Raw genomic sequence first — 23,509 nt, forward strand, 5'->3', positions numbered from 1 at the left:
AAAAGGAGCCCCGCCGCATGAGTGAATCCACCCGTACCTCCAGAGCGCCTGCTGAGAAGCGCCTGACCTATCAACAATGGAAGCGCCGCAAAATGCTGCGGCTGGCCCGCAACTGGGTACTGTTTCTGGCCGGCTGCGCGGCAGTGGTGGCGCTGCTGACCGGCGGCATCCTGTGGCTGCTGCCCAAGGTGCACGGCCTGCTGGCCGGGCCAAAGGTATTTGCAGCCAGCGTGTACGACGGCACAGACTATGTATTTAACGCCGCAGATGCCCGGCTGGTACTGGTGAACGCCAACCTGCCCTATACCGCCGAGCCCGCCCCGCTGCTGGACACCGCCGACGAGGCCACCGGCCAGCAGCTGGAAGCCGAAGCAGCCATGCAGTATCGCAGCATGGCTGCCGCCGCGCAGGCGGACGGCGTCAGCCTGACCCTTGTGGCCGGTTATCAGGGCGCCGACACCCGTCAGGCCGCCTACGAGGCCCGGGTGCAGACCTACCGCGATAAGCGCAAGTCCGAAGAGGAAGCTGCCCGTCTGGCGGCTACCATCCAGCCCGCCGCCAACGCCAACGAGCACGGCACCGGCTACGCGGCAGATATCCTCAGCGCGGACAATCCGCAGCAGGACACCGGTTTTGCCGAGACCCGCGCCTACGAGTGGCTTACGGCCTACGCGGCGGAATACGGCTTTATCCTGCGCTACCCGCAGGACCGGCAGGCCGCCACCGGCATCGTGTTCGAGCCGTGGCACTGGCGCTATGTGGGGGTGGAAAACGCCCTTGCCATCCGCGCCAGCGGCCTGAGCCTGGAAGAGTTCATCGCCCTGCAGAGGGCAGACTGAATCAAATGCTCTGTGCTGCGGCACAGAGAGAAGGGAACTATCATTGGAACGTACTCTCATTGCACCGGGCGTGCATCTTTCCTGCGACCCGGCTTCTAAATTCAACCGCTGCCGCATCAGCATCCATTTTGCTTTCCCGGCCCAGCGTAAAACGGCCACTGCCCATGCGCTTTTGCCGCTGGTGATGGAGCGCGGCTATGCGGACTGCCCGGATATGACCCGCCTCACCAAAAAGCTGGCAAAGCTCTACGGCGCAGACCTGACCGTGGACGCCCGCCCCATGGGCTGCAACCATAACCTCTGCGTCAGTGTGACCGGCATCAAGGATGCTTTTGCGCTGGAGGGTGAGGCGCTGACCGCCGAGTACACGAAAATTGCGCTGGGTGCGGCCTTCCATCCGTATTTTGTGGACGGCTGCTTTGACCCGCAGGCCGTCAGCATTGAAAAGCAGATGCTGAAAAAGGGCCTTGAGGACGAGATCAACGATAAACGTATCTACTGTCTGCATCAGGCCAACCGGGAATTTTTTGGCGACAGCCCGGCGGGCGTGCGGCAGGAGGGCTATCTGGAAGAGGTGGACGGCCTTACCCCGGCCATGCTGACCGCCGCCTACCGGCAGATGCTGCGCACCGCCAATATCGAGCTGCTGGTGCTGGGCTGCGATGCCGCCCAGACCGCCGCCATCCGGGACGCTTTGCTGGCAGAACTTGCCTGCATCGACCGCGCCCCGCTGCCGCTGGTGGAAAACATGGCCATGCCCGCCATTGCACCGGTGCACAAGACCGAAAACTACGATATGGTGCAGGCAAAGTTGTGTATGCTGTTCACGCTGGGGCAGCCCATGCAGCCGCAGCAGCTGGCAGCCGTGCGCCTTGCCATGGCACTGTACGGCGGCAGCGTGACCAGCCGCCTGTTCCTCAATGTGCGGGAACGGGACCATCTGTGCTACTACTGCTCCTCCTCGTTCCAGAGCTTTACCGGCAGCATGGCGGTGAACAGCGGCGTGGAGCACGCCGATGCCGCCCGCGCAGAGCAGGCGATTCTGAAAGAGCTTGCAGACCTGTGCACCGGCCCCATTACCGATGAGGAATTTGAGGACTGCCGCCGGGGTTTGCTCAGCGGCATGAACGGGGTAGAGGACAGTCTTGGCGGCATCGAGAGCTGGTACTACATCGAGGTGCTGCGCGCCGGTGCCAACAGCGCTGCGCCTATCCAGAGCCCGGAGCAGGCGCGGAATGCCCTGCGCACCGTGACCAAGGACGAGGTGCGGGATATCCTGCGCCGCCTGACCCTCTCGGTCAGCTATCTGCTTACAAAGGAGGATGCTGCCCATGCCGCAGAATAACCAGACCCTGCTGGAAAAGACCGTGGCCGACCAGTGGCAGACCCTGCCCTCCGGCCTGACGGTGCTGGTGCGCCCCATGCCGGGCTATTCCAGCACCCATGTGATCTATGCCACCAAGTTCGGCTCTATCGACCGGGATTTCTGCCTGAACGGGCAAACGGTGCATCTGCCGGCGGGTGTGGCGCATTTTCTGGAACACAAGATGTTCGAGGACGAGGACGGCGACGCTTTTGCCAAGTACGCAAAGACCGGTGCCAACGCCAACGCCTTTACCAGCTTTGACCGCACCTGCTACCTGTTCACCGCCACCCAGCAGCTGGACGAAAGCTTGGACGTGCTGCTGGGCATGGTAGGCCACCCCTACTTTACCGAGCAGACCATCGCCAAGGAGCAGGGCATCATCGGGCAGGAGATCAAAATGTACGATGACAGCCCGGACTGGCGGCTCATCACCGGCCTGTTCGAGTGCCTGTACCACAGCCACCCCATCCGCAGCGACATTGCGGGCACGGTGGAAAGCATTGCCGAGATCACGCCCGCCATGCTGTACAATAGCTGCAAGGCCTTTTATGCCCCGGGCAATATGGTGCTGGCTGCTGCCGGCAACACCACCATGGAGCAGATTTTGGCTGCCTGCAAGCGGCACGGCCTGATGGAGCCCCGCCCGGCACAGAAGGTGCAGCGGCTGTGGGCTTCGGAGCCCATGACCCTTGCCGCCACGGAAAAAACGCTGACCATGCCGGTTTCTAAGCCCTGCTTCGGCGTGGGCTTTAAGGAAGAGCCGCTGCCTGCGGATGATCTGCGCACCGAGGCGCTGTACGACCTTGTGCTCAGCTGCATCGTGGGCGGAATGTCGCCGCTGTACCGCCGCCTGTATGACGAAGGTCTTGTGAACCCCGGCTTTGGCGGCGAGGTGCTGCGGGTGGACGGCTGCTGCTGCATCCTGTTCACCGGCGAGAGCGATGTGCCGGACACCGTGCGCCAGCTGCTGCTGGACGAGATCGCCCGGGTGCGCGCCGCCGGTGTGGACAGGGAAGTGTTTACCCTGTGCAAGAACGAAAAGTACGGCCAGCTGATCGAAAATCTGGAAAACGTGGAGGACTCCGCCAGCCAGATGGCAGACTTTGCCCTCAGCGGCCAGACGGTGGCGCAGCAGATCTCCATGCTGGCTGGGCTGACCGCAGAGGATGCGGACGCTGCCTTGCAGCACATCCTGTGCACCGACCGCATGGCTACCATGTACATCCAGCCGGACGGCACGGCGCAGGCGGCAGAAGAGGACGAGGAGGAAGAAGGATGAACCATCTTACAAATCTGGTACAGTTCCCGGGTCTGGGACTGAGTTTTCATCTGAACCGCGTGGCCTTTACCATCGGCGGGGTCAGCATTTACTGGTACGGCGTGTGCATTGCGGTGGGTCTGTGTCTGGCACTGGTCTTTGCCTTCCGGCACAGCATCGAGTTCGGCGTAGACCCGGACGGCATGGTGGACGTCATCCTCATCGGCGTGGTGCTGGGTATCATCAGTGCCCGCGCCTACTATGTGGCTATGGCACCTTTTAAATATGAAAGCATCTGGGAGATGATCGCCATCCGCGATGGCGGCCTTGCCATCTACGGCGGCATCATTGGCGGCTTTTTGTTCGGTGGTCTGGCCTGCAAGTGGCGGGGCGTGCCGGTGCTGCCCATGTTTGACCTGACCGCTATGGGCTTTCTCCTCGGGCAGGGCTGCGGCCGCTGGGGCAACTTTTTCAATCAGGAAGCCTTTGGCTGCAACACCACCCTGCCTTGGGGAATGTACAGCGAGACGACCCGTGCTTACCTGATGAGCAGCACGGTCACGGTGCCCAATGGTGTGGTCATCGACCCCAACCTGCCGGTGCACCCCACCTTTTTGTATGAGAGCATCTGGTGCTTTGTGGGCTTCTTCCTGCTGTTCCGCTACATCAAAAAGCGCAAGTTCAATGGCGACATCACCCTGCGGTATCTGATCTGGTACGGCGCAGGCCGTTTCTGGATCGAGGGTCTGCGCACCGACAGCCTGATGCTGGTGCCCTCCATCGGGCTGCGGGCTTCCCAGCTGGTGGCAGGCATCGCCGTGGTGGCGGGCATTGCGGCAGAGGTGTACTTTACCCGCAAGTGCAAGGGCAAGCCTCTGCTGGTGCCGCTGGCGCTGAACGCCGAGAACAAGGCGGCTAAAAAGAAGCTGGACGGCCCCATCTCCTTTGCAGGTAAGGACACCCAGCTGCTGGCTTCCAGCCCGCGCAAGCTGTTTTTGGAAAAGACGGAGGCCTATAATGCGCAGGTGAAAGCCGCCATAGAGCAGGCCGGGCAGAAAAAAGCGTAAAAATCTGCGCAAAAGGGGAAATTTCCTCTTGCAATCCGGTTTGGTTTTTGCTATAATATTCTAGCCGCATGGTGTGGGCGCCTGAAATGGCCCGCTGTAAGGGTCTGCCTTTACGACCAGCGAGTACAACGAAAAGGAATGAACAAAATGTACGCAATCATTGTTACCGGCGGTAAGCAGTACCGCGTGGAGCAGGGCGACATCGTCTACATCGAAAAGCTGGACGTTGAGGCCGACTCCGAAGTGAAGTTTGATCAGGTTCTCGCTATTGGCGAGGAGGGTTCTGTGAAGGTTGGCGCTCCTGTTGTTGAGGGTGCTACCGTTTCTGCCAAGGTCATCAAGAATGGCAAGGGCAAGAAGCTGAACATCATCACCTATCGCGCAAAGAAGCACAGTGCTCGCCGTATGGGCCATCGTCAGCCCTACACCAAGGTTGAGATCACTGCGATCAACGGCTAAGGAGGTAAATTACAATGGCACATAAAAAGGGCGTAGGCAGCACCAAGAACGGCCGCGATTCCGCAGCACAGCGTCTGGGCACCAAGCGTGCAGACGGTCAGTTCGTTCTGGCCGGCAACATCCTGGTTCGTCAGCGTGGCACCCACATCATGCCGGGTGAGAACGTTGGCAAGGGCAGCGATGATACCCTGTTTGCTCTGGTGGACGGCACTGTCCGTTTCGAGCGCGTGGGCAAGAGCGGCAAGAAGTGCAGCGTTAAGCAGTAACTTCTTTCTGAATAACTGCAATCGTAGAGCCGGACCCTTGTGGCCCGGCTCTTTTTGATGAAATAAGGCTATGTGTTCGGGTGGCGCTGTCTCGGATGAGGGCGCTGAAACGCAAAAGCCTATAAAGCTAAGGAGGGGCTGTATGGCAGCACAGACTAACTTTATCGACATCGCCACGATATGGCTCCATGCGGGCAAGGGCGGCGATGGCGCGGTGAGCTTCCACCGCGAAAAATTCGTGGCCGCAGGCGGCCCGGACGGCGGTGACGGCGGCCGGGGCGGCGATATCATCTTTGTGGCGGACGACCATCTGTCCACCCTGATGGACTTCCGCTATAAGCGCAAGTATGTGGCCCCGGAGGGCGGCAAGGGCGGCGCAAGCCTGTGCCACGGCAAAAATGCCGAAAATCTGGTCATCAAGGTGCCGCTGGGCACCGTGATCAAGGACGCAGAGAGCGGTCTTGTTATCGCAGACCTGTCCGACCACACCCCGGTCACCATTGCTAAGGGTGGCCGCGGCGGCTACGGCAATGCACACTTTGCCACCCCCACCCGCCAGATCCCCAAGTTTGCAAAGCCCGGTATGCCCGGCGAGGATCTGCAGGTGACCTTGGAACTGAAGCTGATTGCGGACGTGGGTCTGATCGGTTTCCCCAACGTGGGTAAGTCCACCCTCATCTCCACCATCAGCGCGGCAAAGCCCAAAATCGCAAACTACCACTTTACCACCCTTGTGCCCACGCTGGGCGTTGTGTCGGTGGGTGAGGGCGCAAGCTTTGTCTGCGCCGACATTCCCGGCCTGATCGAGGGTGCCAGCGAGGGCGTCGGTCTGGGTCATGATTTCCTGCGCCATGTGGAGCGCTGCCGCCTGCTGCTGCACGTTGTGGATGTTTCCGGCAGCGAGTGCCGCGACCCCATCGAGGACTTTGAGAAGATCAACGAGGAGCTGGCAAAGTTCAGCCCCGTGCTGGCCGAGCGTCCGCAGATCGTTGTGGGCAACAAGTGCGACCTTGCCACCGAGGAGCAGATCGAGACCTTCCGCCAGTATGTGGAGGGCAAGGGGCTGACCTTTGTGGCAATCTCTGCCGCCACCATGCAGGGCGTCAAGCAGCTGCCGGGCCTCGTGTACAACCGTCTCAAGGATATCCCGCAGGTGCCGGTGTTCACCCCCGAGTACAAAAAGCCGGAGCCCAAGAAGAACGGCCGCGACTTCACCATCCAGCGCATGGAAGCCCATGTGTGGAGCGTGGATGCCCCGTGGCTGGAGTATATTCTGGCCGGCAGCAACGTGGACGACTACGAGAGCCTGCAGTTCTTCCAGCGTCAGCTGGGCGAGAGCGGCATTCTGGACGCGCTGGTGCAGAAGGGCGTGGAAGAGAACGATACCATTCTCATCGGCGAGTATCAGTTCGACTATATCTTCTAAGGATAAAGCATCATGAACGAATCAGAAAAGATCGACCTGCGGGAGCTCAGCCCGCTGGCGCTGGCCTTTGTAGGGGACAGCGTGCTGGAACTGCTGGTGCGCCAGCGTCTGGTGGAGCACCACCGCCTTTCAGCCGGAAAGCTGAACGCCGAAAAGGTCAAGTATGTCTCTGCCAAGGCGCAGTTCCGGGAAGAGCAGCTGCTGGAGCCGCTGTTCACCGAGGACGAGCTGGCTGTGTTCAAGCGCGGCCGCAACGCCAGCAAGGCCAGCGTCGCCAAGCACGCCTCCCCGGAGGAGTACCGTGCCTCTACCGGCTTCGAATGCCTGCTGGGCTGGCTGTACCTGAACGGACAGCTGGAGCGCGTGCACCAGCTGTTTGAGGTGCTGTGGCAGCAGTTTGACCCTGACCAGAAATAAGAATGCGAAAGCCCGCTGCTTTCCGCACTGGAAACCAGTGGTGGAAGGCAGCGGGCTTTGCTTGTTGGCATCTGCGGTCCGTCAGATGCCGCTTACGCCATCAGCGGCTGTTCTTCGCGTTGGTGGAACGGCTGTTGGTGGAGTTCTTGGCGCTCTCGTCATCGGCACCCTTGGTGTACTGGTTGGGGTGCTTGTGCTCGTTGGTGGCGCTGTTGGTGGTCTTGCTGCTGGTACGGTTGGAGGTCTGGTTCTTGCAATTGGTACTGCGGTTCTCACTGCGGTTTTCCATGGTGTGAATGCTCCTTTCGGTCGTTGCTGTGGGGGCGGGGCCGCCCTCACAGTCCATAGTGTGGCCGCAGCCGGCGGCTTTATACATCCCATGGGAGGAAAAGAATATGCCTACGGAATATTTTGAGCAGCGGGAGCGTGCCCTGCTGGGCCAGCGGTACGAGCAGCTGTATGCCGCCCCGCAGCAGACGGCAGAGCGCGGGGTCACCGTGTCGGCGCTGCGCACCACACCGGAGCAGTTTGCGCAGAGGGCAGATTTCCCGCTGGAACCTTCGCCCTTCTGCAAGGCAGCCTTTGTGGTGCATCAGCCGGATTTTAAGCCCGGGCGGCATCCGTACCACCATGCGGGTGTGTTCTATTCGCAGGAGCCCTCGGCTTCTTCGGCAGCGCCGCTGCTGGGGGTGCAGCCGGGGATGCGGGTGCTGGATCTGTGCGCCGCGCCCGGCGGCAAAAGCAGCCAGCTGGCGGCGGCGCTGCAGGGACGCGGTGTGCTGGTGAGCAACGAGTATGTGGCTGCGCGTGCCGAGATTTTAAAAAGCAACCTTGAGCGCATGGGCGTTTCCAACGCCGTAGTGCTCAACGAGACCCCCGCCCGCATTGCCGAGGCGCTGCCGGAGTTTTTCGACCGGGTGCTGGTGGATGCGCCCTGCTCCGGTGAGGGAATGTTCCGCAAGGAACCAGTAGCGCTGCAGCAGCACTGCGAAGCACTGGTAAAGCAGTGCGCAGAGCTGGGCGCGCAGATTCTGGACTGCGCCGCAGCGGCACTGGCTCCCGGCGGGCAGCTGGTGTACTCCACCTGTACCTTTGCGCCGGAGGAGGACGAAGCGCAGGTGGCGGCCTTTTTGCAGCGCCACCCGGAGTTTGCGCTGGCCGATGTACTGGGCAACGTGGACTACACCTTTGGCAGCGCGGGTGAAGAGAACCGCACCGGCGGCCTGTCGCTGGACGTAAGTAAGGTGCGCCGCATCTGGCCCTGTCAGGGCGGCGAGGGGCATTTTATGGCCCGGCTGGTCAAGGCGGGCACGCCCCGCACCCTGCCGCCGGAGGGGGAATACCCCCCGGAGGAGCAGCTCTGGCTTGCCGCTGCTGCACAGGCGGGCAAAAAGGGCAAGGGTAAGGCAAAGCCTGCCAAGGCGGCAGATGCCCGCAGCACTCGCCGCGCAGACAGCCGCGCCTGCCGGGACGCTGTGCAGGGCACGAGCCGCCGCACCCGGGACACCGGGGCAGGGGAAGCCACCCCGGCGCAGAGCCTTGCCGCATGGCAGGAGTTTGCCCGGCAGTATTTTCCCGCACTGGCGCAGCGCCCGGCTGTGGTGCACGGCGGCGGTGTGCTGCTGCCGGTGGCCTTTCCGCAGACGGGGCTCCATGTGCTGCGGGCGGGGGTGTTCGTAGGCAGTGTGCAGAAGGGGCGCTTTGTGCCGGAGCATCATCTGTTCACGGCCTTTGGCAGCCTGTGCACGAACTGCGAGCAGCTGACCCTTGCCGACTGCCGCTGCACCGAGTATCTCTCCGGCCGCGAGGTGGAAGCCCGCACGGCAGCGGACGGCTGGTGCTGCGTGACCGTGGACGGCTGGCCGCTGGGCGGCGGCAAGGTGTCCGGCGGGCGGGTGAAAAACCACTACCCCAAGGCACTGCGGCTGCTGTAAACCGCAGATTTACACGCATCCGGGCGAAAATCAGGCTTTTCAGGCTTGAACGCGCCGGTGGATTGTGATAGAATAACAGAGTTAGATTTTGTGTGCTGCCACAAGCGGGCGACCACAGCCCGTCTGCCCGCAGGCGGAGATACCGATAAATTTAGGAGGCTCTTTCCCATGTCTGGACATAGCAAATGGAACAACATTAAGCGCAAGAAGGAAAAGACTGACGGCGCCCGCGCCAAGGTCTTTACCAAGATCGGCCGCGAGATCAGCGTTGCCGTCCGTGACGGCGGCCCCAACCCGGCTTCCAACAGCAAGCTGGCAGACCTGATCGCCAAGGCAAAGCGCATGAGCGTGCCCAACGATAACATCCAGCGTATCATTAAGAAGGCCGAGGGCGGCGACAAGACCGAGTTCGAGGCCATCACCTACGAGGGCTACGGCCCCGGCGGCGTGGCAGTCATGGTGGAGACCCTGACCGACAACCGCAACCGTACCGCTGCCGACCTGCGCCACTACTTCGATAAGAACGGCGGCAATCTGGGCGCTATGGGATGCGTGGCCTTCCTGTTCAACCAGAAGGGTGTCATCGACATTTCTCTGGAGGATAAGGACGCCGACGAGGCCATGATGGACGCTCTGGATGCCGGTGCCGAGGACTTTGATGCCAGCGAGGACGCAGCCGAGGTCACCACCGATCCCGAGAACTACTCCGCTGTGGTCAAGGCTCTGGAAGAGAAGGGCTACGAGATCCTGTCCGATGATCTGGCCATGGTGCCCATGACCACCACCCGCCTGACTGATCCCGATCAGCTGAAGCAGATGGGCAAGCTGCTGGATTCTCTGGAAGATAACGATGACGTCCAGAACGTCTGGCACTCTCTCGAGAACGAAGAGGACCTGCCGGAATAAGCTTCCGCAAGGCTCTTTGCTCCTAGAATAAGACGATAAAAAGCCGCTTTTTGTGCTGCAAGGCACGAAAGGCGGCTTTTGCTTGTTATCTCTGTGCCAGCGCTTTGCCTTTTGCGTAGTAGCGCTGCATTTCTTCCCGGGGAACCATATTTCCGCCGGTGGCCCAGACCAGATGGGTGGCGTTTGCCAGCGCACCGGCGGGCAGGGCGGTTTCGGTGTAAGCGCCAAGCAGCTGCCCGGGCTGGGTGAGCACCGGGCCGTACATTCCCGCCAGAGCACTGGGCTCAAGGAAAAGCTCTTCTGTATCAGCCAGCTGTGCCAGAAGGGTGTACATCCGCTCGTCCTGCAGGGTGTAGCAGCCGCTCATAAAGGGACGCATCAGCCCGCCCACAAAGCCGGAGGCGCGCCCCACGGCAAGACCATCGGCGGCGGTACGGTTATCGATGCCAAAGTCTTGCACACAGACGCTGCTGTTTTCGCCGGTAGCCATGCCCAGCATCATGCAGGGGGAGTGGGTGGGCTCGGCGAAGAAGCAGTGTGCGGCATCGCCGAACAGCATCTTCAGGCCAAAGGCCACGCCGCCGGGGCCACCGCCCACGCCGCAGGGCAGATAGGCGAAGAGGGGATGCTCCGCGTCCACGGTGACGCCCTGCGCGTCCAGCTGCTTTTTCAGCCGCAGGGCAGCCACAGCATAGCCCAGAAAGAGGGTCTTGGAGTTTTCGTCATCCACAAAGTGGCAGTGGGGGTCACCCGCCGCCAGCTTACGACCCTCGGTCACGGCGATGCTGTAATCAGAGGCGTACTCCACCACCTTGACGCCCCGGCTGCGGAGCAGGTCTTTTTTCCATTGCCGCGCGTCAGCGGACATATGCACAGTGACCTGAAAGCCCAGCTTCGCGCTCATGATGCCGATGGAAAGCCCCAGATTGCCGGTGGAGCCCACCGCGATGGAATACTGTGAGAACAGCTTGCGGAAGCGCTCTTCTGCCAGAACGGCGTAGTTGTCGGTAAGGTGCAGCATCCCGCTGTGCAGGGCAATGTCCTCGGCGGTTTTCAGAACCTCGTAAATGCCGCCCCGCGCCTTGATGGAGCCGGAAATGGGCAGATGACTGTCCAACTTGACCCATACCTGCCCGGCGACGGGGGTACCGCTGCGCTCCTCCAGCACTTTTTGCATCCGGGGGATGGGCTGAACAGGGGACTCGATGATGCCGCCCGCCGCAGCGGTCTCGGGAAAGACAACGGCAAGATAGGGCGCAAACCGCTCCAGCCGTGCGGCGGCGTCCTCAATGTCGGCCAAGCTCAGCGGGCAGGCAGCCGCAGCCTGTGCAAAGGGCAGCTTGTCCGGGTTTACCCATGCAGTCTCCTTCAGGGCGCAGAGGTCAGAGACCACGGGATATGCCGCGATCCAATCGGCAACAGAACGCCCGGCAATGCACTTGGTAGGTGAAACCATAGAGGATCCTCCTTTATATATAAAACCAGATGGCGCGCCCGGCGGTTTTTGCGGAGCGCTGCATGTCTTGAATATAAAGGTTTTTACAGGAATTGTCAACCGGCTGCTTTTTGTGCCGGGCGGGTCAGAGCGCCACGATCTCGGTGGTCACCAGCTGCTGCTCTGCGCCGTAGTTCAGCTTCATGGCATAGTCGGTCAGGGCGCAGAATTCCTCTGCCTCCTTCCGGGTGGCAAAATAGTTTTCGGTAAGTACCTCGGAGCTGCCGCGGGCGTGGAAGATGGTCTTTACCACAAAGTTGCTTTCGTCCATAGTGTGCCTCTCTTTTTCCGGTTGATGGGGAGATGCTGCCGTCCCTCGGTGTAATTGCAGTATAACAGGGCAAATGTACCACAGAACGGACTTTTAACGGAAACAGGACATATTTTTACGCAAACCGGTCGAAAAGCTGTGCTGACCGCAAGAACAGGAAAAGCTTGGAAGAAGAGCAGCACACTGCCCAAAAACCTTGTTAAAAAACTGGCATTTTGCCATTTTTGTGTAAAGTATACAAGAATAAACACAAAAAAATGGCATTGTGCGTATTGCTATTTTAAAACTGATATATTAGAATATAAGCAAGAAGAGCGTGCAGGCGTACTGCGCGTGCCATAAGATAAATAACGACAGGAGGAACTTCTCTATGCCTATGAAAATGGGTTGGCGCTGGTATGGCGAGGGCAACGACCCCGTCACCCTGAGCGACATCAAGCAGATCCCCGGCGTGACCAGCATCGTCTGGGCACTGCACAACAAGATGCCCGGCGAGATCTGGGAAATCGACGAGATCCAGAAGGTTGCAGACCAGATCCACGCCTACGGCTTTGATATGGATGTTGTCGAGTCCGTCAACGTGCACGACGATATCAAGATCGGTCTGCCCACCCGCGACCAGTATATCGAGAACTACAAGCAGTGTATCCGCAACCTGTCCAAGTTCGGCGTCAAGGTCATCTGCTACAACTTCATGCCCATCTTCGACTGGACCCGTACCGACCTGTTCCACCCGGTAGGCGATGGCTCCACCGCACTGTTCTACGAGAAGGACAAGATCAAGGGCGATTACAAGGCGATGGCTGAGTATATCATGTCCTTCACCGAGAAGTATAATATGACCTTCCCCGGCTGGGAGCCGGAGCGCATGGCAAAGCTGGACGAGCTGTTCAAGGCCTACGCCCCTGTCACCAAGGAGAAGCTGTGGGAGAACCTGAAGTACTTCCTGGAAGCTCTGATGCCCACCTGCCACGAGTGCGACATCAAGATGGCCATCCACATGGACGATCCTCCTTGGGATATCTTCGGCCTGCCCCGCCTGCTGGTGGACGAGCCCAGCATCGACCGCTTCCTGAAGATGGTGGACGATCCGTACAACTGCCTGACCCTGTGCACCGGCAGCCTGAACGCAAACCCCAACAATAACTGTGCCGAGATCATCCGCAAGCACTGCGACCGCATTGCCTTCGGCCACGTCCGCAATATCCACCACTTCCCCAACGGCGACTTCTCTGAGGCTGCGCACCGCGACTGCTGCGGCGAGACCGGCATCATTGAGGTGATGCGCGCTTACCATGACTGCGGCTTTGAGGGCTACATCCGTCCTGACCACGGCCGTCAGCTGTGGGAGGAAGGCCCCGGCGTCTGCCGCCCCGGCTATGGCAAGTATGACCGTGCTCTGGGCATCCAGTATATGCTGGGTATCTGGGATCTGCTGGACCGTCTGGATGAAGAAAAGAAGGGCTGATGATTATGAAGCTGTCTGATATCAAAAACGGCAATCTGTCCGCCGAGTGGGCAGAAAAGGGCTACGAGCTGCCCAAATTCGACATCGAGGCTGTCAAGGCCAAGACCCACGCCGAGCCCACTTGGGTGCACTTCGGTGCCGGCAACATCTTCCGCGCTTTCCCCGCTGCCGTGCTGAACGATGCACTGAACAGCGGCAAGTACGACCGCGGCGTCATCGTGGCTGAAAGCTTCGACTACGAGATCATCGATAAGGCTTACCAGCCCTACGATAACCTGAGCCTGCTGGTTTGCCTGAAGTCCACCGGCGAGATCGAGAAGAAGGTCATCGCTTCCGTTACCGAGAGCTTGAAGGCTGACTACTCCTTCGGTGCCGACTGGGCACGTCTGGTGGAGATCTTCCAGAACCCCAGCCTGCAGATGATCTCCTTTACCATCACCGAGAAGGGCTACGGCGTTGCTCCCGCTGATCTGGAGCGCGGCCTGACCCCCGTGCTGGCCATGGGCAAGGTCACCGCTCTGCTGTACGAGCGCTTCAAGGCCGGCAAGCTGCCCCTGACCGTGCAGAGCATGGATAACTGCTCTCACAACGGCGATAAGGTCAAGACTGCCGTCCACGCCTACGCTGCAAAGTGGGTGGAGCAGGGTCTGGTGCCCGCCGAGTTCCTGGCCTATGTGCAGGACGAGACCAAGATCACCTTCCCCTGGAGCATGATCGATAAGATCACCCCGCGCCCGGACGCAAAGGTGCAGGAAATGCTGGCAAAGGACGGCTTTGAGGACAACTACACCATCGTGACCGAGAAGCACACCTTCACCGCTCCCTTCGTCAACGCCGAGGAGACCCAGTACCTGTGCATCGAGGATCACTACACCAACGGTCGTCCTCCGCTGGAACTGGGCGGTGTGCTGTACTGCGACCGCGAGACCGTGGACAAGATCGAGAAGATGAAGGTCTGCACCTGCCTGAACCCCCTGCACACTGCCATGTCCATCTATGGTTGCATGCTGGGTTACAACCTCATCTCTGCCGAGATGGCAGACGAGGATCTGCGCTCCTTTATCCAGAAGATCGGCTATATCGAGGCTATGCCTGTTGTGGTCGATCCCGGCGTGCTGAACCCCTACGAGTTCATCGGCGCTGTCATCAACCGCCGTCTGCCCAACCCCTTCATGCCCGATGCTCCCCAGCGTATCGCTACCGATACCTCTCAGAAGCTGGCTATCCGCTTCGGCGAGACCATCAAGGCTTACGAGGAGCGCGGTCTGGACAAGTCCAACCTTGTGTTGATCCCGCTGGTGCTGGCAGGCTATGCCCGCTACCTGAAGGGCATCGACGACAACGGCCAGCCCTTCGAGATCTCTCCCGATCCGCTGCTGGCTGAGCTGCAGGCCATCGTCAACCCCTTGGAGGTCAAGGAAGGCGAGCAGGACTTCAGCTGCCTGAAGGCTCTGTACAGCCGTGCCGATGTGTTCGGCGTGGATCTGTACGCCGTCGGTCTTGGCGAAAAGATCGAGGGCATGGTCAAGGAGCTGTACGCTGGTAACGGCGCAGTGCGCAAGACCCTGCACAAGTACACCCTCGCCCGCTAAAACTTTATAACGCTATTTCCGTGACCCACGCTGCGCTTTTGCTTTGCCGCAGCGTGGGTTTTTGTTTTGTGAAAATTGTTATGTAAAAATAGAATCCCGGAGCGTCCACAGACGCTCCGGGAGTTCGAAAGAAAAATAGATTTTCCGCTGCCCTTATTTCCGGCAGTCGTGCAGGCTGGCGGCGGGCAGGGCGCTGCTCAGCAGGCTCCATGCGGCATCCATGCTCTCGTTCAGCAGATAGGCCTGATTCTTCTGGACGTAGATGTACACCGCCTCTTTGGTGCGGTAGGCGCAGTACACGGTGTTCCAAGTGTAGCGGTTGGTGGGCTCGGTCTTGTTCTGCTCACCGGCCATCCAGACCGAAAGCCCGGCGGCGTCCAGTTCCAGCCGGTAGAAGGGACGGGGCAGACCCAGCTTTTTGATCTGCTTGGAGAGGTTGGCAAAGAAGGTACCGAAGTATACGGCGGGCAGACCGATGGCTACGATGGCCAGCACGGCGGTCAAAAGCCCGGCACCCTCCCGCTTGCCGATCTGGCTCAGGCAGATGCCGGCACACACCAGCAGAATGGCGGTGAACACCGCCGGACGCTGCCAGCCCTTGTTGTGGCGCAGCAGGTCAAAAGATGCAAAATCGTGAAAGCTTTTTTCGTCCATCTGAACGGAAACGCAAATATTCTGGGTCATAAAGTTACCCTCCTTTTTGGGCATAGTACCACATTTACCGGCAAGAAGCAAGCAAAAGATGCATCGGCGGCGGTGCATCCGGCTTGCAAACCGCCCGCAAGGCGTGGTAAAATAAGATATTATCTGGGGTGTATCTGAAAAGTCGAAAATTTAGTCTATTTCTACAAGCACAGCTGGCTTTTGCGTGAATCAGCCTTGAAATCCACAAAGGATTCCTGCGGCTATTTGCCTTAAATCCCGCTTGTGCTTGCGAAATATTCGTCATTTTCTTTGTTTTCAGATACACCTTACGAAAAAGGGGGAAGCCTTGCATGGAAAAGCGCAACTGGAAGCACATCGTTACGCTCAAGCAGCGCATGGTGCTGTGTCTGGCAGCATTTTTTGCGGCCTTTGCATTGCAGCTTGCCCTGAACGGCTATCAGGCACGGGCGGTGCAGCAGGTGCAGGACGACCAGATGGGCAACTTTAACGCCATCAGCCGCTTTCAGGGCGGTGTGGAAAGCTCCATCAGCATTCTGGAAGCGTACCGCTGGGAGAACGGCGAGACTGAGGAAATGCTGGAAAAGCTTCAGGCAGCCTGCTCCACCAGCAACGCATGGCTGTGGCGCATCCGATCCAATATGGACGGCTTGCAGAACGTCAGCGATGAGCAGTGGGTGCTGTACGGCGCGGTGGAGACCACCTACGGCAGCTACAACACCCTGCTGGAAGAGCTGGAAGGCTACCTTTCCAGTGGGCAGGAAGCAAAGGCTTCCCAGCTGTACTACAACAAGGTCTCGGTCTGCGGCGGGTATCTGAGCCAGTACACCATGCAGCTGCTGAAAGCCTCGATCTTGGATGCCCAGACTACTTACACCGAGATCTCGGAGCTGGGCGAGCGGATCGCCCTGATGCAGATCGTGGTGGTGGCACTGTGCGTGGCGCTGGGCTGTGCCTCCGGTCTGATGGTCATGCGGCTGCTGACTCCGGTGTCTCAGATGATCGTGGCCTCCCGCGCTATCAGCCGCAGCCAGTTCGATACCCCGGACATCCCGCTGCCCAAGCAGCCGGAGATCGGCCAGCTGGCGGAGTCCTTCAACCGCATGAAGCACTCTATGGCGCAGCAGGTGAACACCCTGCAGGAGAAAAACGAGATCGAGCGGGAGCTGCATCGCCAAAAGACCGAGGCGCTGGAACTGCAGAACCGCATGGAGCGCAGCCGGTTGCAGCAGCTGCGCAGCCAGATCGACCCGCATTTTCTGTTCAACACCCTGAACGTCATCCAGCAGATGGCGGGCACAGAGTCCGCCTACCGCACGCAGGCGCTCATCATGGCGCTTTCCCATCTGCTGCGTTACAGCCTGATGAGCAACGATGAGCAGGTGCCCCTCTCCCGGGAGGTGCGCGTTGTGGATGAGTACTATTCCATCTACCATGTGCGCTTTGGCGACCGGGTGCAGATGGAGTGGGCGTTCTCGGATTCACTGGACCTGACCGAGACGATGGTGCCGTCCTTTATCTTGCAGCCCATCGTGGAAAACGCTTTCAAGCACGGCATCTGCCCCAAGGAAGAGGGCGGCGTGGTGCGCATCCGCATGATCCCCCTGCGGGAAAAAGGTCTGCTGTGCATCCGGGTACTGGACAACGGCATGGGCATTGAGCCGGAGCAGCTGCAGCAGCTGCGCACGGCACTGGAGCAGCCCGCGCCCCGCTGGGAGCATATCGGTATTTATAACGTGGCCGCCCGCCTGCGGCTGCTGGATGCCCGCTGCCGGGTGGTGGTGCGCTCCCGGCCGGGGCGGGGAACTGCGGTGATCCTGTATCTGCCGCTGGTGGAGAATGAGGAGGAATTTGAGGAATGATTCGTCTGTTGATCGCGGATGATGAGAGAATGGAGCGGGAGGCGCTGGCGGATATCGTCATGCGCCGGTTCGAGCATGAGGTGACGGTGGAGATGGCGGAAAATGGCCGCAAAGCCGCCGACACCGCTGTGCTCTGGGAAGCAGACCTGATTTTGATGGACATTGAGATGCCGGGCATGAACGGCCTGGATGCCGCCCGCGCGGTGCTGGAGCAGCGGCCGGAGTGCAAGGTGATCTTCATCACGGCGTACAGCCTGTTCCAGTACGCCCACGAGGCGGTGCATCTGGGTGCCTGCGACTATCTGCTGAAGCCGGTGGACCCGGACGAGACCGAGGCCGCCATCCGCCGCGCTATCCGGCAGATCGAGGCCGGCCGCCGCTTGGCCGAGCTGGCTGCGGAAGCCCCGGAGCCGGAAACCGCCCCGGAGCAGGAGACCGAGCCCGCCGGGGAAGGGGAGAGCGACCGCAACGCACTGGTGATGGACCATGTGCGCAAGTATATGGAAGATAACTATATGGCAGACCTCTCGCTGGACAGCGTGAGCGAAATTTTGCACATCAGCCCGGCGTACCTTTCGGCGCAGTTCAAAAAATACCAGAAGATGAATTTTCTGGACTGTCTGACCGAGCTGCGCATCAACGCAGCTAAAGAACTGCTGGCCGACCCCTTCCGCTCCGCAGCGGAGGTAGCCTCTATGGTGGGCTACGAGGACGCCAGTTACTTTGCCCGCGCCTTTAAAAAGCGCACCGGCATGACCCCCACCCAGTACCGGAAGGAAGCGGCAAAGGCAGCCCGGGAGGCGCGGCTGTGACCCGCCGTCAGCTGCTGCGTCTGCTTGCGGCAGCCCCGGCGCTGGCAGTTACAGGCTGTACGGCGCAGTCTGCTTCTTCGCAGCAGGAGAAGCCGCTCATCCTGCGCTATGCGGAGAACCAGCCGGAGGACTACCCCACCAGCAAGGCGGCAAAGGCCTTTGCCGAGCTTGTGGCGCAGCGCACGGGCGGCCGGGTGAAGGTGCTGGTTTACAGCGGGGCAGAGCTGGGCGCAGAGCAGAGCGTCATCCAGCAGATGCAGTTCGGCGGGGTGGATTTTTCCCGCGTGTCCCTGAGCCAGCTGGCAGAGTACGAGCCGGAGCTCAGCGTGTTGCAGCTGCCTTACCTGTACAGCGATGCCCAGCAGATGTGGCGGGTGCTGGACGGCAGCATCGGGGATGAGTTTCTGGCCATACTGGACGGGATGGACTTAGTGGGGCTTTCGTGGTTCGATGCCGGTGTGCGCAGCTTCTACACCCGGGAAAAGGTGACCGGGCTGGATGATTTGCAGGGGCTGACCATCCGGGTGCAGGAGTCGGACATGATGAGCGACATGATCACCGCACTGGGTGCAAAGCCGGCGCAGGTGGTGTACAGCAAGGTATATGCCGCCCTGCATAACGCCGAGATCGACGGGGCAGAGAACAACTGGCCCAGCTACGAAGTGATGGGACACTACGAGGTGGCGCCTTTTTTCCTGAAGGACGAGCACACCCGGGTGCCGGAGGTGCAGCTGGCCAGCCCGGCGGTGATGGAAAAGCTTGCCGCATTGGACGAGAGCTTCCCGGAGGTGATCCGTGCCTGCGCCCGGGAGAGCGCACAGACAGAGCGGGAGCTCTGGGCACGGCGGGAGGCGAACGCAGAGCAGAATATGCGCAAGCGAGGCATCTGCGTCACCGAACTGGACGAGGCCGAAAAAGCCCGCTTCCGCGCAGCGGTACAGCCCATGTACGACCGGTTCCGCAGCCACGCCAAACTCATCCAGCGGATCCGGGAGAGCTGAAGAACAAGATATACGAAATAACTCGTCTCTATGTGATATATCAGTTTAGGGACGAGTTTTTTTGCGAACATTTTTCGGCAAGCTCGACAATATCCCCCAGGCGAACTTGTTGAATATGCACAGATACGTTTTCACTTTTTTGCAAAAAACAGGACATTTTATCAATCCTCTTGATGGCTAAAATCTTTTGCGTTAGAATGAGGCCACGAGCAATCAGGCCATGCAAAAACGCCTAAATGTACCCTATCAAGATTCAGATCGTGCAATGCAAAAAAGGAGGAAATTTGGTTATGTTTTCCAAAAAGATCTCGCGCCGCAGCTTTCTGAAGGTCAGTGCTGTGACCACCGCCATGGCCGCCATGGGCCTGCCTGCCTTTGCCGCAGAGGACACGGCAGAGGAGAACTGCTTCCAGACCCTGAACATCCCCCGGGCCACCGGCAGCACCGTGGACAAAAGCGTCCTGCTGGACGAGAGCCGCCTGTACCTCATCACGGATTTTGGGGCTGTGTCGGAGGGAGACCCCGTCCAGAACACTAAAGCCATCAACGCCGCCATCCAGGCTGCCAGTGAGGCCGGCGGCGGCACCGTGGTGGTGCCGGCAGGTGACTTTAAGAGCTACACCATCCGTCTCCAGAGCGGCGTCAACCTTCGCATCGACGCCAACGGCATCATCCGGGCTGCCCGGGCAGACCTGTACGACTGGTATGGCAACCAGACCATGGTGGGCGAGGGCGGAAACTACGATGAGCCGGAAGTGAACCTCTACGCCGGTCTCCAGGACCACGGCCACACCTACTTTGCCAACAGCCTGTTCTACGCCGCCGACAAGCACGACATCATGATCTACGGCGAGGGCCTCATCGACGGCAGCTACATGGACGACACCGGCACCCTCATCAATGTGCTGTCTGGCAACGACCCCTCCAACCCCAAAAACCGCACCGACCGGGGCTACAGCTCCACCTGGTACGGCAACAAGGCCATTGCACTGGTGCGCTGCGAGAATGTGGTGCTGGACGGCATCCGCATCCTGAACGGCGGCCACTTTGCCATCATCGCTGAGGGCACCCGGAACATGACTGTCAACGACCTGATCGTGGACACCAACCGGGATGCCTACAATATCGACTGCAGCCAGGACGTTACCGTCAGCAACAGCCACTTCAACTCCCTTACGGACGACGCCATCGTCATGAAGGCTTCCTACGGTGCCGGCGTGTTCATGCCCACCCAGAACGTCCTGATCGAGGACTGTGTGGTCAGCGGCTACGATGCCGGTTCTGTGATTACCGGAGCCTGCACTACCGATAAGATCGTGGCCACCGACGCCTGCGGTCCCACCGCCCGTGTCAAGTTTGGCACCGAGTCCACCTGCGGCTACCACACCGTCACCATCACCCGGGTCCGGTTCGAGCGTTCCCGTGGCTTCTGCATGGAGGCCGTGGACGGCAGCTCCCTCACCAACATCGTGATGACCGACTGCACCATGGACACCGTTTCCTCCTCTCCCATCTTTATTCGGGTAGGCGATCGTGCCCGGTACCCCGTCACCGGCCACACCACTGAGCAGGCTATCAACGCCGCCAACGATGTGCGTCTGGACAATTCCGGCTGGGTGCTGCCCAACCGTGCCGAGTATCAGCTGTACCCCGTGGCCCGCTACAGCCCCTCTTATAATAAGAGCAAGACCGTCTCCATCGATGGCGTCTCCTCCTTTAAGGTGGTAGACCCTGCCAACCCCACCCGGATCAACAACGCCAACCTAGCAGAGATCGACGGCAAGCTGTACCTCTACCGCTGGGATGATGCCCAGCACCAGTATGTGCCGGATATGACCCGGGAGATCAGTCGGAAAGACGCTGTCTACTACGCCAACGCCACCGCTGCCAAGGACCTGGCCAGCGTCAGCAATGTGGAAATCAGCAACATCCGCATCACCAACGTAGATCCCCGGTACCCCATCCTGCTGGAGGGCCTGGTGGACAGCAAGGTGAAGAACGTGATCCTGCGGAACATCTCGGTGCAGTACCGGGGCGGCCTGTCTCTCCAGGAGGCTGTGGAACAGCGGCAGCTGGGCACCTACTGGGTCTACTCCCAGAGCGGCTCTGCCCCCACCGTGCAGAAACTGCCTTGGCTGGTGAACACCTTCTTCAGCAAGTGCGAGGGCCTGCTGCCCCGTGTGGCCTGGAAGAACGGCACCTGGGTAGACGACCCCTACAACGTACCGGAGATGGTAGCCGAGTACCCGGAGCCCTCCATCCTGGGCATCCTGCCGGCCTACGGCATCTACGCTCGTCACGTAGAGGGTCTGGTGCTGCAGAATGTGGCCCTGAACTATGTGATCCAGGATAAGCGTCCGGCTATCGTGCTGGATGACGTTTCCAACGCCGACCTGCGTACCGTGGCCGCCAAGACCGCTCTGGGCGTCAAGGCTGTAGTCACCGTGACCAACCACTACAAGCGTCATGTGGGCAACGAGTATGTGCCTGAGGAGCCCTATTTCACCACCACCTGCGAGAACTTGAAGCTGGGCCTGCTGAGCCGTGAACAGGTCACCGTGGATACCCCGGCACCCGGCACCCCGGCGGACAGCCTCTATGGCGACATCCGCCTGCCCATCCCGGAAAATGGCTATCAGTTCGCCACTAAGACCCAGGACTATCCCCTGCCTCTGACGGTGCACCGCCCCTACTTCAGCCACATCGGGGACCAGACCCTCCAGTTGGGCCAGACCCTGACCCTGACTGTCTCGGGCCGGAACCCGGCCAACGGCGTCCGCACCACTCAGCCCCAGCCTGCTGCCGTCATCGAGGCTCTGGACGGCGGCCTGACCTACGGCACCGCCGGTCTGCTGCCTCTGGGCGCATCCTTTGACGCCGGTTCTCACACCCTCACCTTTACCCCCAAGGCCAAGGGCACCTATAAGGTCACCTTTACCCTGGACGACGATGTCATCCCCGTAAGCAAGACCGTTAAGATCACCGTAGTGTGATCCTGTCGGTTTTCTGCCTGCTCATAGGCCCCGGCTGGTTTCTCCCACAGCAGACCGGCCGGGGCCAGAGCAGTTTCGGAGCTACTTGAACCGTAAGTTGTATCCAACGTGTCGGTAGTGTTGCACAAACAAGATAGAAAACGGCTGTGCAATATGGCAAAAACTATCTTGACATTCTTTCGAAAAACAGGACATTTTTCGAAAGCCCTTGTTTCATTTCGGAAAATTTGCTAAAGTGTGTACAGTCAATGAACGAAAGCTCCGGCACCTGTGCGCCCGGAGAATTTCACAATTATTTAAGGAGGACGATTCCTATGAAAATGATCTCTCGTCGTAGCTTTATGGCCGTTGCCGGTGCAGCTACCGCTGCTGTTGCTCTGACCGCCTGCGGTGGTTCCAAGAGCGGCTCCACTTCTACCGCTGCTTCCACCTCTACCGCAGCTTCTGCTTCTGCTGCTGCCGGTGATGCAGCTGCTGCTGCCAACGATCCCAAGGTGACTCTGGTCTACGCCGAGGTCAACCCGCTGGATACCATCGTTGGCCAGACCGGTTCTCACTTCAAGGAGAAGGTCGAGGAGCTGAGCGGCGGTTCTGTGGTCGTCGATGTGCAGGCTTCCGGTGTTCTGGGCTCTGAGAACGACGTTCTGGACGCTATTCTGGGCGGCTCTACCTCCATCGATATCAGCCGTATCTCTGCTTTCGCTCTGACCAGCTACGGCTGCAACAAGTCTAAGCTCCTGTCCATCCCCTTCACCTTCAACAACCGCGCTCACTTCTGGAACTTCGCCAACAGCGATCTGGCTCCTGAGTTCCTGAACGAGCCCCAGGAGCTGGGTCTGCCCGTTCGCGGCCTGTTCTACGGCGAGGAGGGCTTCCGTCACTTCTTCACCGTCAAGCCCGTTGCAACCATCGATGATCTGAAGGGCATGAAGCTGCGTGTGTCCAACGACCCTGTTATGAACGGCATGGTCGAGGGTCTGGGCGCTAACCCCACCGTCGTTGCTTTCGGCGAGCTGTACAGCGCACTGCAGACCGGCGTTGTGGATGGCGCTGAGCAGCCCATCGCAAACTACAAGTCCAACGCTTTCCCCGAGGTTGCTAACAACCTGATCTTGGACGGCCACACTCTGGGCGCTGTGCAGGCTGTTATCACCGACAACGCATGGGGCAAGCTGACCGCTAACCAGCAGGCTGCTGTTATGGCTGCTGCTGCCGACACCCAGAAGTTCAACGCTGATCTGTCTGAGACCGCTGAGAACAAGGTTCTGGAAGAGCTGCGCTCCTCCGGCTGCAACGTTGTGGATGTGGACGACAAGACTCCTTGGCAGGAAGCTTGTGCCAAGGTCATCAAGGACAACACCTCTGATCAGGCTGAGCTGTACCAGAAGCTGCTGGACATGAAGGCATAAGCTGG

The 23,509-nt window shown here is 59.9% G+C and carries 22 protein-coding genes; 18 read left to right on the forward strand and 4 right to left on the reverse strand.

Annotation, left to right across the window (positions count from 1 at the left end; genetic code table 11):
* Nucleotides 1-17: 17 nt before the first annotated feature.
* The 8 genes from C7J97_RS02920 to C7J97_RS02955 all read left to right on the forward strand — a co-directional run bounded on the left by C7J97_RS02920 (nucleotide 18) and on the right by C7J97_RS02955 (nucleotide 7,098).
* Nucleotides 18-839 carry a M15 family metallopeptidase gene (locus tag C7J97_RS02920; RefSeq protein ID WP_113991990.1) on the forward strand — a complete coding sequence of 274 codons (822 nt, stop codon included), beginning with the start codon at nucleotides 18-20 and terminating at the stop codon, nucleotides 837-839.
* Nucleotides 840-882: 43 nt separating this feature from the next.
* Nucleotides 883-2,184 (forward strand): M16 family metallopeptidase, encoded by a 1,302-nt coding sequence (locus C7J97_RS02925; protein ID WP_170126618.1) that lies wholly within the window; start codon nucleotides 883-885, stop codon nucleotides 2,182-2,184.
* Entirely contained in the window at nucleotides 2,171-3,484 is a 1,314-nt protein-coding gene (gene yfmH / locus C7J97_RS02930; RefSeq protein WP_113991991.1) for an EF-P 5-aminopentanol modification-associated protein YfmH, read from the forward strand. Before C7J97_RS02925 ends, yfmH begins: the two co-directional genes overlap by 14 nt.
* Nucleotides 3,481-4,530 carry a prolipoprotein diacylglyceryl transferase gene (gene lgt / locus C7J97_RS02935; RefSeq protein ID WP_113991992.1) on the forward strand — a complete coding sequence of 350 codons (1,050 nt, stop codon included), beginning with the start codon at nucleotides 3,481-3,483 and terminating at the stop codon, nucleotides 4,528-4,530. Before yfmH ends, lgt begins: the two co-directional genes overlap by 4 nt.
* Before the next feature lie 147 nt (nucleotides 4,531-4,677).
* Complete coding sequence (gene rplU, locus C7J97_RS02940) at nucleotides 4,678-4,989, forward strand: 50S ribosomal protein L21 (protein ID WP_015537858.1); 312 nt, start codon at nucleotides 4,678-4,680, stop codon at nucleotides 4,987-4,989.
* A gap of 14 nt (nucleotides 4,990-5,003) precedes the next feature.
* A complete protein-coding gene (rpmA, locus tag C7J97_RS02945) occupies nucleotides 5,004-5,255 on the forward strand; it encodes a 50S ribosomal protein L27 (RefSeq protein ID WP_005923362.1) in 252 nt (83 codons plus the stop codon).
* Nucleotides 5,256-5,397: 142 nt separating this feature from the next.
* Nucleotides 5,398-6,681, forward strand: coding sequence for a GTPase ObgE (gene obgE / locus C7J97_RS02950; protein ID WP_113991993.1), 1,284 nt, complete (start codon nucleotides 5,398-5,400; stop codon nucleotides 6,679-6,681).
* Between the two features lie 12 nt (nucleotides 6,682-6,693).
* Entirely contained in the window at nucleotides 6,694-7,098 is a 405-nt protein-coding gene (locus C7J97_RS02955; protein WP_113991994.1) for a Mini-ribonuclease 3, read from the forward strand.
* 100 nt (nucleotides 7,099-7,198) lie between these two features.
* Here C7J97_RS02955 and C7J97_RS02960 read toward each other — a convergent pair whose 3' ends face one another.
* Nucleotides 7,199-7,387 (reverse strand): hypothetical protein, encoded by a 189-nt coding sequence (locus tag C7J97_RS02960; protein ID WP_097779635.1) that lies wholly within the window; start codon nucleotides 7,385-7,387, stop codon nucleotides 7,199-7,201.
* 106 nt (nucleotides 7,388-7,493) lie between these two features.
* On the opposite strand from C7J97_RS02960, the gene C7J97_RS02965 reads away from it, so the two are divergent.
* Entirely contained in the window at nucleotides 7,494-9,032 is a 1,539-nt protein-coding gene (locus C7J97_RS02965) for an RsmB/NOP family class I SAM-dependent RNA methyltransferase (protein WP_113991995.1), read from the forward strand.
* A 168-nt stretch (nucleotides 9,033-9,200) separates the two neighbouring features.
* Nucleotides 9,201-9,938, forward strand: a complete 738-nt coding sequence (locus tag C7J97_RS02970; RefSeq protein ID WP_005923378.1) for a YebC/PmpR family DNA-binding transcriptional regulator — start codon at nucleotides 9,201-9,203, stop codon at nucleotides 9,936-9,938.
* A gap of 85 nt (nucleotides 9,939-10,023) precedes the next feature.
* Here C7J97_RS02970 and C7J97_RS02975 read toward each other — a convergent pair whose 3' ends face one another.
* Both C7J97_RS02975 and C7J97_RS02980 read right to left on the reverse strand, forming a co-directional pair.
* Nucleotides 10,024-11,394 carry a D-serine ammonia-lyase gene (locus C7J97_RS02975; RefSeq protein WP_113991996.1) on the reverse strand — a complete coding sequence of 457 codons (1,371 nt, stop codon included), beginning with the start codon at nucleotides 11,392-11,394 and terminating at the stop codon, nucleotides 10,024-10,026.
* 124 nt (nucleotides 11,395-11,518) lie between these two features.
* A complete protein-coding gene (locus C7J97_RS02980) occupies nucleotides 11,519-11,704 on the reverse strand; it encodes a hypothetical protein (RefSeq protein ID WP_113991997.1) in 186 nt (61 codons plus the stop codon).
* Nucleotides 11,705-11,758: 54 nt separating this feature from the next.
* Between C7J97_RS02980 and C7J97_RS15160 the strand changes: the two genes are divergently transcribed.
* The 3 genes from C7J97_RS15160 to C7J97_RS02990 are packed head-to-tail and all read left to right on the forward strand — an operon-like array spanning nucleotide 11,759 to nucleotide 14,764.
* Entirely contained in the window at nucleotides 11,759-12,046 is a 288-nt protein-coding gene (locus C7J97_RS15160; RefSeq protein ID WP_207657555.1) for a hypothetical protein, read from the forward strand.
* 28 nt (nucleotides 12,047-12,074) lie between these two features.
* Nucleotides 12,075-13,172, forward strand: a complete 1,098-nt coding sequence (gene uxuA / locus C7J97_RS02985; protein WP_015537860.1) for a mannonate dehydratase — start codon at nucleotides 12,075-12,077, stop codon at nucleotides 13,170-13,172.
* Between the two features lie 5 nt (nucleotides 13,173-13,177).
* Nucleotides 13,178-14,764 carry a mannitol dehydrogenase family protein gene (locus tag C7J97_RS02990; RefSeq protein ID WP_044960312.1) on the forward strand — a complete coding sequence of 529 codons (1,587 nt, stop codon included), beginning with the start codon at nucleotides 13,178-13,180 and terminating at the stop codon, nucleotides 14,762-14,764.
* 153 nt (nucleotides 14,765-14,917) lie between these two features.
* Here the strand turns inward: C7J97_RS02990 and C7J97_RS02995 are convergent, their stop codons facing one another.
* On the reverse strand, nucleotides 14,918-15,448 hold the full coding sequence (locus tag C7J97_RS02995) for a YcxB family protein (protein ID WP_113991998.1): 531 nt from the start codon (nucleotides 15,446-15,448) through the stop codon (nucleotides 14,918-14,920).
* 311 nt (nucleotides 15,449-15,759) lie between these two features.
* Here C7J97_RS02995 and C7J97_RS03000 point away from each other — a divergent pair, with 311 nt between their 5' ends.
* The 5 genes from C7J97_RS03000 to C7J97_RS03020 all read left to right on the forward strand — a co-directional run bounded on the left by C7J97_RS03000 (nucleotide 15,760) and on the right by C7J97_RS03020 (nucleotide 23,504).
* Nucleotides 15,760-17,289, forward strand: a complete 1,530-nt coding sequence (locus C7J97_RS03000) for a sensor histidine kinase (RefSeq protein ID WP_113991999.1) — start codon at nucleotides 15,760-15,762, stop codon at nucleotides 17,287-17,289.
* Nucleotides 17,286-18,101 (forward strand): response regulator transcription factor, encoded by an 816-nt coding sequence (locus C7J97_RS03005; RefSeq protein ID WP_097785922.1) that lies wholly within the window; start codon nucleotides 17,286-17,288, stop codon nucleotides 18,099-18,101. The genes C7J97_RS03000 and C7J97_RS03005 overlap by 4 nt, the downstream gene beginning before the upstream one ends.
* A complete protein-coding gene (locus tag C7J97_RS03010) occupies nucleotides 18,098-19,102 on the forward strand; it encodes a TRAP transporter substrate-binding protein (RefSeq protein ID WP_113992000.1) in 1,005 nt (334 codons plus the stop codon). Before C7J97_RS03005 ends, C7J97_RS03010 begins: the two co-directional genes overlap by 4 nt.
* Before the next feature lie 290 nt (nucleotides 19,103-19,392).
* On the forward strand, nucleotides 19,393-22,095 hold the full coding sequence (locus C7J97_RS03015) for a right-handed parallel beta-helix repeat-containing protein (protein ID WP_170126619.1): 2,703 nt from the start codon (nucleotides 19,393-19,395) through the stop codon (nucleotides 22,093-22,095).
* Nucleotides 22,096-22,409: 314 nt separating this feature from the next.
* Complete coding sequence (locus tag C7J97_RS03020) at nucleotides 22,410-23,504, forward strand: TRAP transporter substrate-binding protein (protein ID WP_005923418.1); 1,095 nt, start codon at nucleotides 22,410-22,412, stop codon at nucleotides 23,502-23,504.
* Nucleotides 23,505-23,509 lie beyond the last annotated feature (5 nt).

It is taken from the genome of Faecalibacterium prausnitzii (assembly GCF_003324185.1).
GTDB lineage: Bacteria > Bacillota > Clostridia > Oscillospirales > Ruminococcaceae > Faecalibacterium > Faecalibacterium prausnitzii.